Raw genomic sequence first — 18,432 nt, forward strand, 5'->3', positions numbered from 1 at the left:
CAGAATTCAAAATCAAGACGCTCGTTCGCCCTTGGTGTGCCGTAGACAAGACACGGCGAATCGCGGCTCTATCCGCCAGTCGTACAAAATACCCAACTGAATTCTGACGACTGACTCCTGAATTCTGTTTGGTAACAATTCTAAATAACTCGATTTAGATATCCGACTCCTTAAAGAAGTCGGATATCTGGATTTTAGGAAAAAATTGTATATCTAAAAACTTGGAATATTAAAACAAGCATTATATAAAAACTAATGTGCTTATTTCGCTTGGTAGATTAAATAAAAATTAAAGGTAGGAGAATATAAAGTACAGAATTAAAATTAGAGTTTGAATTATTAGTGCTATGCAAAATATTTATGGCAACATTCAGGGCATAAAAGCTAGCCAAATCAAACAATTACAACGGCTTTACGAGCAACGGCAACCAGGAGATAGATTAATTACGCCGGAATTTGCCCAAGTTTTAGCCAAGATTAGTACAGACATCCATCACCCAATTTGTTGTTATATCAATCGGCGTGGGGAAGTTATCCGAATTGCTGTAGGAACGCCAAACCAAACTCAAATTCCACCTGAAGAATTACCCCGCCGTAGTGCAGAACGTTTGAGCGGCATTCGTTGTATTGCTACTCAATTTAAATCGGAGTCACCCGATGAAGCGGCGTTGATTGCAATGGTGCGTCAGCGGTTAGATGCTCTTGTAATGTTAAGCGTAATTGATAGCGAAGTAAAAGAAGCTTTTCTAACTTATCTTTTCCCCGATCCAGAAAGTCCTTGGGTAATTTCGCCTCCTTTAAGTTTGGATGACTTAACCGAACAAGAATTTGATGAGTTAGTAATAGAATGGGAAGAACAAATCGTTGATGCGGGAGATGGAATATTTCTATTTCAAGAATTTGTCTCCCAACAAGACAGAGTGCTGTTGGTAGGAGTGCAAACAGAAGACGCATCCGTTCAACGATTTGAAGATGGACTTGCAGAACTGGTGCGTTTAGTCGAAAGTGCTGGAGGAATTGTACTCGATACGATGCGGCAAAAGCGGGAGCGACCCCATCCCCAAACAGTCGTTGGTAAGGGAAAAGTTGAAGAAATCGCTCTTTTAGCTCAAAAACTCAGAGCAAATCTCATTGTTTTTGACCGAGATATTTCTGCATCCCAAGTACGCAATTTAGAACAAGAGATTGGCATCCGAGTTGTAGACCGCACAGAGGTAATTTTAGATATTTTCGCTCAACGCGCCCGCACTCAAGAAGGTAAATTACAAGTAGAACTGGCGCAACTCGAATATATGTTACCTCGCCTACGCGGTCGCGGTCAGGAGATGTCTAGATTAGGTGCGGGGATTGGTACGCGAGGCCCTGGTGAAACAAAACTAGAGACGGAACGACGCACAATTCAACGGCGAATCAATCAGTTACAGCAGGAAGTTAATCAATTACAGGCACATCGCACGCGCATTAGGCAACAACGACAACAGCAAGAAATTCCAGTTGTGGCATTAGTTGGTTATACGAATGCTGGTAAATCGACTTTGTTAAATGTATTAACTAATGCTGAAGTTTACACCGCAGATCAACTATTTGCTACCCTCGACCCAACAACCCGGAAGGTAGTAATTACAGAACCAGAAACACAAGAACGCAGGTCGATTTTGCTTACGGATACTGTAGGGTTTATTCACGAACTCCCACCGCCACTGATGGATGCGTTTCGCGCCACATTGGAGGAAGTCGTTGAGGCAGACGCGATGATTCATGTGGTGGATTTGTCCCATCCAGCTTGGGAAAGCCATATTGCCAGCGTGCTGAAAATACTCGAACAAATGCCTGAAATTCCAGAAGAGAGTTTGATTGCTTTTAACAAAGTTGATCGAGTAGATAGTGAAACATTATCTCAAGTTCAACAACAGTATCCCCAAGCTGTATTTATTTCTGCAACTGAAAGCTTGGGTTTAGAAACTTTAAAAGTGCGATCGCTGCAACTAATTGACGAAAGATTTGAGCCTGTTGCAGTCCCACAAAATTCATACTAACTAAAGGAATTTTTATGACACCAGTAATTATTGTTCATGGCGGAGCAAAAACCATCACAGACGAAAAAGTTGCAGCCAATCATGCAGGTTGCACAGCAGCAGCAGAGGCTGGCTGGGCAGTATTAATCGGTGGAGGTGGTGCCGCAGAAGCTGTTGAAGCAGCAATTCGAGTTCTGGAAGCTGACCCGACATTTAACGCCAGTCTCGGCGCAACTCTCAACAGCGATGGAGAGGTGGAGTTAGACGCAGCAATCATGGAAGGCTCTTTAAGTTGGGGAGCTGTTGCAGCAGTTCAAGGCATACGTCATCCAATCTCGGTTGCACGAAAAATTATGGATGACAAACCCAGGCTCCTAGTAGCGCGGGGTGCAGAACGATTCGCCGCAGACAGCAAAGCTGAGATGTGTAAAAAAGAAGACTTGATAGCCGAGGAGCAATGGCAGCAGTGGAAAGAGGATCGGGACGTGATTGACCGCCCCAACACTGTGGGGTGTGTAGCTTTAGATGCTAGCGGTATCTTAGCTGCCGGCACGTCAACTGGCGGCACTACAAAGCAGCAACAAGGTCGCGTCGGGGACACTGCGGTTGTTGGCTCTGGCTTGTACGCTGATAATAAAATCGGCGCTTGCTCTACAACTGGTGATGGCGAGTCGATTATCCCGGTGGTTTTGGCTAAAACTGCGATCGATTTCTTGAGTGAAGACCGACATCCAAATCAAGCAGCACAGATGGCAATTGACACTCTGATATCTAAGGTTAAAGGCGAAGCTGGGTGCATTCTCTTAGACCCTCAAGGAAGGATTGGCTGGGCGTATAATTCATCACACATGGCAGTTGCTTATATGACCGCAGTACAAGACAAAGTAGCTGCTTTTACTCAAAAATAATTCAGGCCAATTCGTAATACTCGCCTCTAGGGAGAAGCAAGCTAAGCAATTGAGAAAGTAACATCTCATTTGGGTTTTCAACTTTAAATGTGTAGCTTTATTTTTCAAATTGGTGTTACTCAGAAAACCAGGAGACTTGTTACTACTAATAACTGCACTCTCTTATGGATGCGGTTTCTCGGAGGTGTAAATGGATTTAAAATATAACTTTCAATACTTTCAAGGAAATTCTCTTTCTGACCTTTTTGCTGAAGATATCAAAGATGCCTCTTATGGGTTTATTCTAAATTACCCTGCAACTGCTAGTTGGGCTGCTTATCCCAACCAAAAAAAATATTTTCTTCAAGATGGTAGTAGTGAAGCCAGCAAAACCTCCTTTGACAAGATTTGTCAGAAAGAACCTTGGAAAAATCTGGCTGTGTTAGGCGATCGCATTCCAGGAATTGTTATTATTTCGCCGCCAAAGTCGCTAATTGGCTACTGGCAAGAGCATCTCGACTTCAAGCACTCCAATATTGAAATGATGGATTGCTCGACTTATTTGGACGATCTCAGCCAGAGCGATGGCTTTGATAAACTCATCACTCTATTTCCCTTCGATCGCCTTAAACCGGAAAAACACGCTATTGATTCAGACACTCATTACCGCTTACTCAGCAAAGCAACTTTAGACGAATTAGGGGTGCAATGTCCAAAATACAAAACTTACAATCTGCACGCCTATAGTATTGAAGACATTGAGTTACCAGAATTTCCTTACTTAATAAAAACATCCCACGGACTCTCAGGAGAAGGCACTTATATAATCAAAAGTCGTAGCGATTTGAACTACTGCCTTGAGGAAATCAGGAAATATCTCAATATTAAATCCCTCGATACGATTATTGTCTCGGAGTTTGTCAAGAATGAGGTGCAGAATTACTGCGTACAATTTTATGTTAATAAGGCGGGAGAGATAACCCTCATCGGTACTACCAGCCAACTAGTTACTCCAGAAGGTAACTATTTAGGAGGGCTAATTGACTACCGCAATACTGACATGAGCAAGTTCTTTGAAATGATTGCCGCCATTGGTCAATATGCTCACAAACAAGGTTATTTCGGCGTAATTGGGTTCGATGTTTTGGAAGATCGAGACGGACAGTTATATGCGATCGATGCTAATTTCCGAGTCAATGGATCGACTCCTCTATGTTTGCAGCGTCATACCCTACTAGGACTGGGAAAGGAAGTAGCTAAATATTCCAGCGGTTACCGTATGGAAGGAACATTGGATTCGATTTTAGTGACCTTAAAACCAGAACTAGATCGCAAAGACTTGATTATCCTGTCGGCTTTAGAAAAGGTCAAATACGGAAAAATCTACACCGAAATTTATGCGATCGCTACTGGAGAATCTCTACCAGAAATGCAGCATATCGAGCAGAAACTACACGATAAGGGATTACAATGGGCTGCTTAACAACCATCATTGTTCGTATCTGGACTTAAAAACTTTTATTTATTGCCAAAATTTGAGTTAATTGCTTAAATCCTAAGCAACTAACTTATTTTCATCAAATTGAGAAAATATGACAATAAATAACTGAGAATATTACGATTTAAATGTAGATAAATGGTAGAAAGAAAACTAGGTTTTATATATATCCAACCATCTTAACAAGTCAAGATTCGATTTATCAATATATACTTCCTTGTATAGATGTAAAGTCTTAACCAATTTTAAATAATAAAAAATATATAGTTTCAGCTTATTTAAATTTTTTTAATCAGGAGAAGAAGCATGAAATTTCAAATAGAATGCAATGCAGACACAATTAGCCAAATATGTTTAATTTGCCAGGAAAACTTTCAAACCAATGCAGCTAGGTTAATTGTATGCAATGACCAAGGCGAAGGTTATGGAGATTTATGCTCTCAATGTATCGCTAAAGGCGGTAGTTGGGTTCAACATCAACTCCAAAAATTTAGCCAAAAAATACTAGCTTTAAAATGATTTGAAAAAAATTCAAAGAATGATTACATGGTAGGGGCGTACAAATGTGCATTGGTGTCAACTTAAGCTTAAATGCTTGTCCCACAATCGTTTTACCCCACCCCCAACCCCTCCCCTTGCCAAGGGGAGGGGCGGTTTTGCGTCAGCAAAGCCGGGGTGGGGTAACGCGGATCTTGATGGTAAGTGAGATAGCTGAATATCACATTTTTACAAGGGTTTGACGTTAAGTTGACACCAATGACAAATGTGCGCCCCTACTAATTGTCTGTATTCCACGCGTAAAGCCCTAAAAATTTTCAGGAGAATAATATATAGCAGTAGTGACATAGTTTAGGGCATAATGACAAGCTTGAATGCTAGGGATAGTAATACTTTTACCTCCTGCCTTCGGTTCAACTGCTATACATACTGGAAAATTTATAGCCGATTTCAAGTTAATAAACTACATAAAGTAAGTTCTAAAGTTATTTATTAACCTTGTTTTACTCCTAAATTCTGCTGTATTATTCTGCTTCAATCAAATTAGTTGGCTGCTTCATTGGGAATAGGAATCGCATTAGCTGACCCAGTGGTATGGAGCGTTTTTCTTGAACAAAAACCAAGGGTATAAGTGCAGTCATCCGCAGTAAGCCTGAGAGAACAAACAGCCCCAGCAAACCAGCAGCGCTAGGCAGAGTTGCTAAAAAGCCAGCGACAGTAATACCCATTGCTCCAGTGATACCAGCAATTGCACCTGCGATCGCAAAGTAAGTTGATTGATAGCGTAGCGGTGCTATTCCCATCATCATATTGTTGGTACACAAATCAATTGCCGCCCACGTCCCGCCAGATAGTATGTGCAACAACGGTAACCATATCCAAAAAGAAATCTCATCGCTTCTAACCCCCAGCCACAGCAGAGGTGTTATTGCTACTAAGACTCCCACTAATAACAGTAATGGGCGATTTCCAATCCGGTCTGCCAATTTGCCCCACAAAAGCAGCATTAGCATGTTTGCACCAGTTCCTAACCCGTGATAAATCGTTACCACACTAATATCTATATTTAGGTTATCCAGCATATAGAGGTTAAAGAAGGGAGCGCTGACATTAACAGCAAAACACCAGATACTCAGGTAAAGCACAAACCTCAAAAAATTACCATCTTTAAACAAGCTAAAATCTATCCCTTGAGGCTGCGATGCGTCTGAGCGAGCAACTTTTAAAATCTGCGGGTTTATATCACTCATCCATAACTGACAGCCCACGCTGATTAACCCTAGCATGATTCCTAGAACCAACATTACACCGTAACCTTGAAGCTTTCCACCAGGCCAAGCCGATACCGCAAAACCTAGCAACGGCACTCCAACAAGGTTAGTCAAGCCGAGAATGCTATTGCGAAACCCGAAATATCGCCCCCGTAACCGCTGAGGTACTAACACAGCTGACCATCCAAGCCAAGGCGCACGACCAAAAGCTTCAATAATATTAGCTACTAAGAGAATTATCAATGCCAACTGTACTACTTGGCGTCCTGGGATTCGAGATGAACTAACCAACACAATCGCCGGTACGAGAATCAACCACAGCAGCCGCGATGTAACAAAAATACATGCGAAATACCAACGGAAGCTGGTATTCCGGTTTACCAAATACGCTCCCAGTGGTTGAAGCAGATTCACCATCTGAGGGATAGCGGCAAGCAAACCAATTTCAGCCGGCCCAGCGCCTAACTCCAGCAAGAAATTACTGAGCAACGCGCCGCCGATAATACTATAGAAAACGGCAGCAAAGACACTCTCAAAAGTTAATGCCCTGAGACTTTGGCGAATTTCTAGCTTAGGAATTTTTACAGACAGTTTTGGAGTTGGGAAAAGTACCGTCTCCGTTAATGCTCTATCTTCTGAGATTTCTTGAATCGGGACAGGAGGAAGAGAACCAGCTTCTACTGAAATTTCATCTTCTTGATGCTCAACCATATTACCTAATCAATATTAAAGAGTTAATTTGTTATAGCTTCTATAGAAATCTGCTTTGGTTTCTAATTTATCTGCACAGGCAAGCTATAAGCAGCGAGCAACGAAAAAACAGACTTTTTGAGTTCTATTTGGCTTTTAAGAATCAAATATGAATCTTAATATTACCTACTATTAGTAAAACTTATGCAATATTTTTTAATAAGCTCTAATGCTTACAATTCCTTAATTATCGGCAAGGTTAGCCCATAGTAGATATTGGCTATAGGCTGTTTTAGCAAAAAACTAGGATATAGCTCAGTTACATTTCCAATCAAATAAGCCAATCAATTGACATAAACTGAATTCTATATAGGCTTTCCTAGAAGCTTTCTTAATAATAAATATTTTTAGTAATGAATTATATTCTCTTACAAAATAATATTGACAATATCTCAAAATCATTCTTGAGAAATAATACCTTTATATAGGAAGGTTGCAATTTAGTTGATACTAGTACACATAGACATAAATAATTTTGCATTTATATAACCAGTAGTTAGGCTTGGTATTGAAGTTGAACTCCTTTGAGTAGACTTATTTATATAATGTGAAGAGAATTATTAAAATGTGCTATTTGTCTGTTGAACCTGCTAATCTCATACCAATTGCATAAGCCTATAAAGAATTATTTTACTCAAAAGTTCTATCGTTAGGTATCATTTCTTATTTTACTAAATGTGCAACGCTCGCTAGCCGTTGTATCTCACAATTCTTGTGTCGTATTGATGAGCGATCGCGCTTCGATCTGCTAAAAAAAGCAATTACTCAAAATAAAGCATTAGCAGTAATCGATCGTCAAATTGAAACACTAAAAGAGCAACAAAGTCAATATAGCGCAGATAAATATAACGATGAAGAAGAATATCTTTTGAACGTACAGCATCTCAAAGAGCTACAATAAATGGTTACTATAACCCAGGTAAAAAGTGATACTAGCTATAAATAAAACAAAATCTGCAATTGTTTATGGCGGTTCTCGGTTGAATACAATAAAGTGAGTTAAAAAAAATTGCTTCTTGGCTATAAAAATACTACTACTAGATATATAAATATTCTATAACCCACGAAAGATTTAGATATCTTCAGCACTTTTTAATATCAGGGAATATACTTTACTCTCCACGTTGCAGTTATGGAATCGTATGACGTTGTAATAATTGGCGCTGGTCATAATGGCTTAGTTTGTGCAGGTTACCTACTGAAAGCTGGTTACAGCGTCCTGTTATTAGAAGGGCGATCGCTCCCTGGTGGCGGTTGTACAACTGAAGAACTGATGCCAAATGAAGCGCCTGGTTTTAAATTTAATCCTTGCGCGATTAACCATCTGTTTATTTTTTTAGGCCCAGTCATCCAAGAATTGGAACTGCATAAATACGGCTTGGAATATCTTACCTGCGACCCGGTTGCCTTTTGTCCCCATCCTGATGGCAAGTATTTCTTAGCCCATCAATCGATAGAAAAAACTTGTGCCGAAATTGCTCGTTACAGTCAGCGCGATGCTGAAAAATACGCTGAGTATGCAGATTTTTGGCAGCGTTTTATTAAATCGGTAACTCCTTTTTTCAATGCACCACCTAAATCAATTGTTGATATTGCTGGTAATTACAATCTCAATAGCCTGCAAGACTTATTTTCAATTGTCGGAGGTGCTAATACAACCCTCGATCTACTTCGTACCTTACTCAGCAGTGCCACAGATAATATTAACGAGTATTTCGATTCTGAGTTTGTCAAAGCACCTCTGGCTAGACTCTCAGCAGAATTGAGTTCGCCTCCCTCACAAAAAGCCATGTCCTTTGGCGCGATGATGATGATGTTGCGTCATAATCCAGGTATGGCAAGACCGCGTGGTGGTAGTGGCGGACTTGTGGAAGCTTTAGTGAAGATGGTAAAAGCTCAAGGTGGTACGATTCTTACCGACCAAAAGGTAGAAAAAGTCTTGGTAGATAACGGTAAAGCTGTTGGCGTGCGGGTTGCTGGTGGTAAAGAATATCGTGCCAACAAAGGCGTAATCTCAAGTATTGATGCCAAACGCCTATTCCTGCAATTAATGGATAGTAGCGATGTGGATAGTGTTGATGAAAAGTTGCGCGAAAGATTAGATCGTCGCATCGCCAACAACAATGAAACCATCCTCAAAATCGATTGTGCTTTATCTGAACCGTTGCGCTTTGTCCACCACAATCACCAAGATATTTATCTCAAAGGTTCTATTATGATTGCCGATTCCGTCACTCATGTAGAACAAGCTCACAGTCTGATTACTCTCGGCAAAATTCCTGATGAAGACCCATCGATGTATCTCGTCATGCCTACCGGACTCGATCCATCAATGGCACCAGAAGGCAAACACACATTATGGATAGAGTTTTTCGCTCCCTATCAAATTGCTGGTGCAGAGGGTACGGGTTTAAAAGGCACCGGTTGGACGGATGAACTGAAAAACAAAGTTGCAGACAAGGTGATTCATAAACTTGCTCAATATTCGCCGAATCTGGAACATTCAATCATCGCCCGTCATGTAGAAAGTCCGGCTGAGTTGGGAGAACGATTAGGAAGTTACAAAGGTAATTATTACCATATCGATATGACTTTAGAGCAGATGCTTTGCTTCCGTCCGTTGCCGGAATTAGCTAACTACAAAACACCAATTGATAACTTGTATCTTACTGGTGCTGGAACTCATCCCGGTGGTTCAATTTCCGGTTTACCAGGACGCAACTGTGCGCGTGTGTTTTTACATCATGAAGAACCCATTGCCCAGAAAATTAAAGAAGCGGGAGGTTCAATTAAATCTGCTTTTACATCTGTCTTGAGAAGTGAATCAGATTAACAGCCTGTTTGTCTAAAAATTAGTCGAAACTAGACAATATCCTGAGATACTTCCTGTGGCGCTTTCAGATTCCCCAATAGACAGAGAACTGCAACCGTAAGATTAATTAATGTGGGTGTAGTAGAGTTATCCAGGAATATTTGCAATGGCAACCGATACTAACAAAGCAACTCAATTACCTACTGAAGCTAAAGCTTATAACGGTGTCGATCGCAATGCTTGGATTCTGGGATGGAATCCGCAACAAGAACTCTGGAATGGCCGTTTAGCGATGATAGGTTTTGTTGCTTACTTACTTTGGGATTTCGCTGGCTATAGTGTTGTGCGCGATGTACTGCACTGGGTTAACTACTAAGGCTTGAGTAACGATTATCCCCCTTGGGGAAAATCAATTTAATAAACCATTTAGTGGCGTTTTAATACTTAACCCAGTCGCTAACTAAAGCTAAATCTTGGGGTTATAGATGGACGCACTAATACAATTTTGATTGAGGGAAATATGATAACTAAAGACACTATACGTGCAGTAGGAGTATTTGCTAATTCTCAAAACATAGAACAGGCAATCAATGACTTGAAAACTGCGAACTTTCCTCTGGAGAAAGTTTCTGTAATTGTTAAAGATGCAGAGAAAGGCGAGAAATTAGGTGAGGCACAGATAAGCGATCGCATTAATAATCAAGATGTCAATACAACCGGAGCAGTAGGAGATACTCTAACAGCAACTAGTTGGGGTACCTTGTTAGTTGGTTTGAGTAGTTTGGCACTTCCCAGTTTAGGAGCTGTGTTAGCAGCAGGTTCCGTAGGTGTAGCATTGGTTAGCAGTGTGGCGGGTGTTGCAGTGGGAGCCGCAGCAAACCAAAATTTGTTGAAGGCATTAGGCGATTTAGGTATTCCTGAAGACAGAGCTAGGGTTTATAGCGATCGCCTCCAGCAAAGTTATTATTTGGTTATCCTAGAAGGCTCAGAAGAAGAAATTCATCGGGTTGAACCGATATTACGCGATCGGGGTATTGAATATTGGGGCATTTATAATTCCTCCGATACTCAAAACGATAGCGTGAATTAGTGCTTTGCTAAAACAAAAACGTTTTTCACAGGTAGCGAACCGCAGCTAAATGGCTTTAGTATGGGGATTAGGTAACTACTTTTAATATTAGTAGCTATCAAATATTCTCTGAGAAAAAATAACTGAGTCAGCCTAATGTCTGCACAGCAATATACCTGTGAAATTAATCAACTGCTGAAAAGATTTAATGCCTCAATCAAACAGAATTCAGGAGTCAGTCGTTACAATACAGGAAAGGTATTCTGTATGACTTGCGAATGAATAACTGGCGTTTTTGCACACCCAATAAATTTCAACAAAGGTGGTGCAAAAATTCAGTCGCGGGTCTGAATTCCCGACTCATAAATTAGCAATTTGCCGTGTCCGCGAGCGTCTTTATTCTAGCGACTAAATTTTGAGGAATGATTATTCTTCAATTATTTATTTCTACCTTTTTTGTTAATCCCCAAGCTAGATGTACTTTGTAGAATTACAGACAAAACTGTAATAAATCATCAAATGAGATAAGAGCTATGAAAAGTGAAAATGTAACCAATTCCAACAATACCGAGGGAACAACACTTGAGGGTGGAAGTAAAGAAGCTCTCAATCAAAAAACCTCCATACAATTTCTACTTAGCACAACACTAGTAGTTGTAACAATTGTCTTAGTTGCTGCAACTGCTTATTACGGACTCATTCACTAATCCGATTTGTTCAACAGGGCGTTTTTGTTTGTTGATGACATGAAATAGCAGTTGAATAATTTCAGACCTAACATCATGTTCGAGTAATTAGTTATGATTTTGGTAATCATTAGACCCTACCTCTTAATCCCCTCTTGGCAAGCTCTTAGGGTAGCCAAAGCTATGCTTTGGCTCTTTGGAGTTCTTCGGGTTTAGTAAATAATTAACCGGACATGATATAACATCAGCTTTTACAAAATTTATGGTAGTGGTTTTAATTAGCAAAAAATCCTTTTTTAATTAAAGCACTGCCATATTTCTATAAAGACTGTGTAGATATCATACGCGATCGCCACAATTTCCAGCAGATTAACTTACTAGGAATTAATCAAATTGGATTCCCATATAGAATATTGCTATTTTCAAAATCTTTGTACTCTAGAATACGAAATGATTTAATAAAATACCCTTTCTTTAGGTAGAGGATTGTGCAAATTAAGAGAGTTAAATTATTCTAGTCACTAACTGTTTTACACTCTAAAAGCTCCTCAAGCTCCTCAAATTATTTTTATTTGAGGAGCTTCATTAATCCTCAAAGTATGTCTATTCAGCATATTGTATGTAAATTTATTATCAGACGAATTTGCTGCTATTAGCAAATCTCTCGAAGGGCATCCACAAGGCCAAGAGATTTTAGAGAAAATTCAGAAGTATTAATCTCAGCTTTTACGCAAGCTCGAAATAAAGAAGGTTAGTTTTTACTTTAAAAATAAGCTGCGATACCATTTCACGCAAAATTTGTCACAGATGTAAACCCTAAAGGATAGGGAGTATGTCAACACAGCAAATACCATGCTTGACAATTTACCCTTATTCTTAAGTTGTCATTAACGATTTGGGAATACTAAATCCAACAGAAATTGTAAGGATTTAGCTGTATGGTCAGTGCTGTTGTCAGTATTCTCGGATATCGCATCATTGAAGAACTCTACAGTGGTTCTAGAACCCAAGTTTATCGAGCAGTTAGAGAATCCGACTTAGCACCAGTAGCGATTAAATTACTGAAAAATTCTTTTCCTAGCTTCCATGAACTCTTGTCGTTTCGCAATCAGTACACTATTGCGAAAAATCTACATTCACCTTCTATTATTCAAACCTATAGCCTCGAACCCTTCCAAAATGGCTATATCTTAGTTATGGAAGACTTTGGGGGAATTTCTCTCAATGATTATTTTGCCCAAAATCAAAGTATCGCGTTTTTAAAAGAGTTTTTAGTAATAGCGATCGCACTCTGCAACACATTAGATATACTCTACCGCGATCGCATCATTCATAAAGATATTAAACCCAGCAATATATTAATTAATCCCGAAACCAAACAAGTTAAATTAATTGACTTTAGCATTGCATCTTTACTACCACGAGAAACCCAAACCCTAGTCAATCCTAATGTTTTAGAAGGAACGCTAGCTTATATATCTCCAGAACAAACAGGGAGAATGAATCGTGGGATTGATTATCGCACAGATTTCTATTCCATCGGTGTAACTTTTTATGAATTACTTACAGGAGAGTTACCCTTTCAAGCTAGTGACCCAATGGAATTAGTACATTCTCATTTGGCAAAACTCCCAGAAAAGTTAAGTAATCCCAAAATAGAACTTCCTTCAGTTTTGGGTGAGATTGTCATGAAATTGATGGCGAAAAATGCTGAAGATAGATATCAAAGTGCATTAGGATTAAAGTTTGACTTAGAGAATTGTTTACAGCAGCTAGAAGCAACTGGTGAAATTAAATCCTTTGAAATTGCACAGCGCGATGTGTGCGATCGCTTCCTCATCCCTGACAAAATCTATGGACGAGCAGCTGAAGTAGAAACCCTGCTACAAGCCTTTGATAGAGTCAGTCTTGGCGCAACCGAAATGATGCTGGTAGCTGGTTTTTCCGGGATTGGTAAAACCGCCGTTGTCAATGAAGTGCATAAACCAATTGTCAGACAACGCGGCTATTTTATCAAAGGTAAATACGACCAATTTCAACGCAACATTCCCTTCAGTACTTTTGTGCAAGCATTCCGGGATTTAATGGAGCAATTATTAACAGAAAGTGATGTTCAAATTCAGCAGTGGAAAACTAAAATATTAGATGCTGTTGGCGAAAATGGGCAGGTAATTATTGAAGTAATTCCCGAACTTTCAAGAATTATTGGCGAACAACCACCAGCAATAGAGTTATCAGGAACGGCGGCAGAAAATCGCTTTAATTTATTATTCCAAAAGTTTACCCAAGTCTTTACCAGTGCATCACATCCCTTAGTAATATTTTTAGATGACTTGCAATGGGCAGATTCGGCATCGCTGAAGTTAATGCAGCTATTAATGGCTGATACAAGTCATCTTTTCATCATTGGTGCGTACCGCCATAACGAAGTTAATCCAACACATCCATTGATATTGACTTTGAATGAAATTGCTAAATCACAAGCAAAGATTAATACGATTACTTTAGCACCACTGAGTCAAGTGCAAGTAAATAAGTTAGTTGCTGACACACTTAAATGTTCAGAAGATGTATCATGGCATCTTTCTGTATTGATTTATCAAAAAACTAAAGGCAATCCGTTTTTTGCTACACAGTTTCTCAAAGCATTGCATCAAGATGGACTAATTCAATTTGACTTTGAGATAGGCTGTTGGCAATGCAATTTATCAGAAGTGACGGCTCAAGCAGTTACAGATGACGTTGTAACTTTTATGAGTTTGCAACTGCAAAAATTACCGCGATCGACTCAAGATGTCTTGCAGTTAGCGGCTTGTATTGGCAACTCTTTTGATTTAGCAACTTTGGCGATTGTTTCGCAGCAATCGGAAATTGAGATAGCTGCTACTTTGTGGAAAGCTTTGCAAGAAGGGTTGATTTTACCAATTGGTGATGTTTATAAGTTTTATCAACAACAGTCATTAGTCATAGGTCATTTGTCATTAGACAAGAGCGAACAAATGACTAATGACCAAGAACAAATGACCGTTTCTTACAAATTCTTACATGACCGAGTACAGCAAGCAGCTTATTCCCTGATTCCTGATGACCAAAAACACACAACTCATTATCAAATCTGACAACTGCTACTACAACAAATTTCCGCACAAGCCAGAGAAGACCGGATTTTTGAAATCGTCAATCAATTAAATTACGGCACGGCTTTAATTAGCGAACAAACTCAACGAAATGAACTAGCACAACTTAATCTGATTGCATCTCGCAAAGCTAAAAATTCTACCGCCTATCAAGCAGCGCGTGAATATGTCACAGTGGGATTGTCTTTGTTAGGAAAAAATACTTGGCAGCAGCAGTATGAAATGACCCTCGCCTTGTATGAATTAGCGGCAGAAGTAGCACTGCTAAATGGTAACTTTGAAGCAATGGAACAGTTGATTGATACTGTTATTCAACAAGCACATTCTTTATTAGAAAAGGTTAATGTTTATTGCATTAGAATTCAATCGCATATTTTCCAAAGTAAATTGACCTCAGCGATCGCGATCGCCCAACCAGTCTTACAACAGCTTGGTGCCACTTTTCCTGAAACACCCACACCATCAGATCTGCAACAAGAAATCCAAGAGATTGAGGAACTGATTGGAAATAGGCAAATTGCCGATTTGATTAACTTGCCACAGATGCGAGATGCCGAAAAACTCGCTATTCTGAAGATTGCCAATATCATCAGCCCAGCAGCTTACCTCACTGGCTCACCGTTGTACCCATTGCTGAATACTTTGTCTGTTAAACTCTCGATTCAGTACGGTAATACATCGACTTCTACTTTCGGCTATGCAAACTATGGCAATATTCTCTGCAATTTCTTCCAAATCGTAGATACAGGAACACAGTTTGGTTCCCTGGCACTCCAGATCGTCTCAAAACTCGATGCCAAAGCCACTAAAACAGAAGTTTTGATGATTTTGGGGATATTTATTGTACACCGCAAATCTCACATTCAAGAAACACTACCCCTTTTGCAAGAAGGTTACACCAGTGCCTTAGAATTTGGAAACTTGGTACTTGCTGGATATAATGGACACACTTTTTGTCTCAATTCTTTTTGGAGTAATCAATCCCTGGCTACCTTAGAGCAGGATATGAGCGCTTACTGCCATAGTTTGATGCAAATAAATCAATTGACAACCGCAAATTATTGTCGGATTTATTGGCAACCGGTTTTGAATTTGCTGGGTTTTGCAGAACATACTACCCTTTTGTCTGGAAAAGCCCTTGAAGAAACAGAATTTCTCCAGCAGCTACAATCCGCCAATGATGGATATGGATTGTATATTTTCCATTTATATAAATTAATGCTTTGTTTCTTGTTTGGAGAAATTGAGCCAGCGAAAAATCATGCTATTGAAGTCAGGCGCTATTTTATGGCTGGTGCGGGATTAGTCAGCGAACCAGTATTTTATCTTTATGATTCGCTGCTGACTTTGGCACAATTGAATCCAGAATTAGAGGAAACATCAAAAGCATTGCAGAGTGTCACAGAAAACCAAACCCGGTTACAGCAATGGGCGCATCATGCACCTATGAATCACCAGCATAAAGTGGATTTGGTAGAGGCAGAAAAATATCGGGTATTAGGCAAGAATTATGAAGCAGGGGATTATTACGATCGCGCTATTTCTCTTGCTAAAGCCAACAGCTACATCCAAGAAGAAGCCTTAGCTAACGAACTGGCAGCTACATTCTACCTCTACTTGGGTAAAACCAAAGTTGCCGCAGGCTATATGCAAGAAGCTTACTATTGTTACGCCAAATGGGGTGCAAAAGCCAAAGTTGCCGATTTAGAAAAACGCTATCCCCAATTACTTGTCCCGATATTACAGCAAACTCGTTCGACCCTCTCAATTAACGAAACTATCATCCCCTTGGGGACTGTCACCTCCACCAGTGGAGCCACTTCTAGCAGCAGTGTCTCAAATACCTTAGATTTAAAGGCGATTCTCAAAGCTTCTCACACGATCTCCAGTGAAATCGAACTGGAAAAACTGCTTGCATCGTTACTAAGAATCGTCATCGAAAATGCGGGGGCTGATAAATGTGTATTAATGCTGTTACGAGACGATTCGCTACGCGACACCAAAGGTGAACGCTTGTTAATTAAAGGTTCAATTACTCAGGGAACACAGCCAGTTGTGTTGCAGAGAATTCCTGTTGAAGATAGTCAAGATATCCCCCACAAACTAATTTATAAAGTCAAGCACAGCAATCAAACTGTTGTCCTGGTAGATGCGACAGCAGATCGGCTTTTAGCCAACGATCCGTATATTGTGCGTCAACAGCCCAAAAGTATCTTGTGTAGTCCGATTTTGCATCAAGGCAAGTTGATGGGGATTTTGTATCTGGAAAACAGTTTAGTCACAGGGGCGTTTACAAGCGAACGCGTGGAACTCCTGAATCTACTTTGCGCTCAAGCCGCAATTTCTCTAGAAAATGCCCGACTTTATGAGCAAGCCCAACAAATGCTAGCAGAACTGAGTGCCAGCAAAGCCCGCTTTCAGCAGTTGGCGGATAATCTTCCTGGCATAATTTACCAGCTGCGTCTCGCTGTAGATGGTTCTGTTTCAATTCCCTACGTTAGTCCGGGCTGCGCGGCTTTATATGAAGTGCCACCCGAAGATTTCTTGGCAGGCATCACAAATTTTCGGATGCTGGAGCATCCAGACGATCGCTCAACCCTCACCCAAGCGTTCATCCATTCTGCCGAAACTCTCGCGGCTTTTGAGCAGGAATGGCGCATTATTACCACCTCTGGCACTGTGAAATGGGTGCAGGCGGCATCACGACCGGAACGGCAAGCCGACGGCTCGATCGTTTGGGATGGCGTGATGATCGATATTAGCGATCGCAAAGTTGCTGAACTTGCCTTGCAACAAGCGCAATTACAAATAATTCAAAGTGAGAAAATGTCTGCATTGGGTAACTTAGTTGCTGGTGTCGCTCACGAAATGAATAATCCTTTGGGTTTTATTTCTGCCAGTATCAAACAAGCTAAACCCATCTTTGCTGATATTTTTGAACACCTAAAACTCTATCAAGAAACTTTTCCGAATAAGAGTGAAGAAATCGAAGACCATGCTCAAGAAATTGACTTGGAATATAGCTTAGAAGATTTGCCTAAAATGCTCGATTCCATGACTTTGGCGTGCGACAGGTTGAAAAATATCAGCACCAGTTTACGTACTTTCTCTCGTGCCGATCGCGATTACAAAGTGCCATTTAATATTCACGAAGGCATTGAGAGTACAATTTTAATTCTCAAACATCGTTTAAAAGCTAACGAGCAACGTCCAGCAATTGAAATTGTCACTAACTACGGGAATTTACCGCAAATAGAATGTTTTCCTGGGCAATTAAATCAGGTATTTATGAATATTCTTGCCAACGCTATTGATGCTTTAGAGGAGTCGAATCTTGAACGAAGTATGGCAGATATTCAAGCCAATCCTAACCGAATCACTATTACCACTCACCTAGCAAATGATTTCGTGAAGATGAAGATTGCTGATAATGCTAAGGGGATGAGTGAAGATATTAAACAAAAGATATTTGACAATTTGTTTACGACGAAAGCTGTCGGAAAAGGCACGGGGTTGGGATTGGCGATCGCAAAGTCTATCGTCGAAGAAACTCACGGTGGAAAACTAAGTTGCAAATCTGTTCTGGGTGAAGGAACAGAATTTTTAATTCAAATTCCAGTGTAAGTAGCAGCTACACAAACAAAGCCTGCCTCCTGCCGCTCAAAAGCCTTCATTTTGCGCTTTTTCTGTGCAGGCAGACTTGCTTGCAATACTTGTCGGGTTTTGGGGAAAAGGGGAAGGTGGGGCCCCCTCTGGGGATAAGGGGCGGGGGAAAGGGGAAAGAAAAAACCTTTAACCTTTTCCCCAAA

The 18,432-nt window shown here is 40.3% G+C and carries 10 protein-coding genes and 1 pseudogene; 10 read left to right on the forward strand and 1 reads right to left on the reverse strand.

The features are described from left to right. Positions 1-347 precede the first annotated feature (347 nt). From hflX to NSTC745_RS28140, 4 genes are all read left to right on the forward strand, one after another. On the forward strand, positions 348-2,036 hold the full coding sequence (gene hflX, locus NSTC745_RS28125) for a GTPase HflX (RefSeq protein ID WP_445633926.1): 1,689 nt from the start codon (positions 348-350) through the stop codon (positions 2,034-2,036). 14 nt (positions 2,037-2,050) lie between these two features. Continuing rightward, positions 2,051-2,923: an isoaspartyl peptidase/L-asparaginase family protein gene (locus NSTC745_RS28130; RefSeq protein ID WP_445633927.1), complete on the forward strand. Its 873-nt coding sequence runs from the start codon at positions 2,051-2,053 to the stop codon at positions 2,921-2,923. 190 nt (positions 2,924-3,113) lie between these two features. Then, positions 3,114-4,385: an ATP-grasp domain-containing protein gene (locus NSTC745_RS28135; protein ID WP_445633928.1), complete on the forward strand. Its 1,272-nt coding sequence runs from the start codon at positions 3,114-3,116 to the stop codon at positions 4,383-4,385. Positions 4,386-4,706: 321 nt separating this feature from the next. Then, positions 4,707-4,919, forward strand: coding sequence for a hypothetical protein (locus NSTC745_RS28140; protein WP_445633929.1), 213 nt, complete (start codon positions 4,707-4,709; stop codon positions 4,917-4,919). A 503-nt stretch (positions 4,920-5,422) separates the two neighbouring features. Here the strand turns inward: NSTC745_RS28140 and NSTC745_RS28145 are convergent. Next, a complete protein-coding gene (locus tag NSTC745_RS28145; protein ID WP_445633930.1) occupies positions 5,423-6,880 on the reverse strand; it encodes an MFS transporter in 1,458 nt (485 codons plus the stop codon). Positions 6,881-7,631: 751 nt separating this feature from the next. Here NSTC745_RS28145 and NSTC745_RS28150 point away from each other — a divergent pair. The 6 genes and pseudogenes from NSTC745_RS28150 to NSTC745_RS28175 all read left to right on the forward strand — a co-directional run bounded on the left by NSTC745_RS28150 (position 7,632) and on the right by NSTC745_RS28175 (position 18,247). Further along, positions 7,632-7,820, forward strand: a complete 189-nt coding sequence (locus NSTC745_RS28150) for a hypothetical protein (RefSeq protein ID WP_445633931.1) — start codon at positions 7,632-7,634, stop codon at positions 7,818-7,820. Positions 7,821-8,051: 231 nt separating this feature from the next. Further along, on the forward strand, positions 8,052-9,752 hold the full coding sequence (gene crtO / locus NSTC745_RS28155) for a beta-carotene ketolase CrtO (protein WP_445633932.1): 1,701 nt from the start codon (positions 8,052-8,054) through the stop codon (positions 9,750-9,752). 145 nt (positions 9,753-9,897) lie between these two features. Then, positions 9,898-10,107, forward strand: coding sequence for a chlorophyll a/b-binding protein (locus tag NSTC745_RS28160; RefSeq protein WP_445633933.1), 210 nt, complete (start codon positions 9,898-9,900; stop codon positions 10,105-10,107). A 144-nt stretch (positions 10,108-10,251) separates the two neighbouring features. Continuing rightward, entirely contained in the window at positions 10,252-10,821 is a 570-nt protein-coding gene (locus NSTC745_RS28165; protein ID WP_445633934.1) for a hypothetical protein, read from the forward strand. Between the two features lie 512 nt (positions 10,822-11,333). Then, complete coding sequence (locus NSTC745_RS28170; RefSeq protein ID WP_445633935.1) at positions 11,334-11,507, forward strand: hypothetical protein; 174 nt, start codon at positions 11,334-11,336, stop codon at positions 11,505-11,507. 917 nt (positions 11,508-12,424) lie between these two features. Further along, a pseudogene (locus NSTC745_RS28175) lies at positions 12,425-18,247 on the forward strand (AAA family ATPase). Positions 18,248-18,432: the final 185 nt, after the last annotated feature.

It is taken from the genome of Nostoc sp. DSM 114161 (assembly GCF_052692665.1).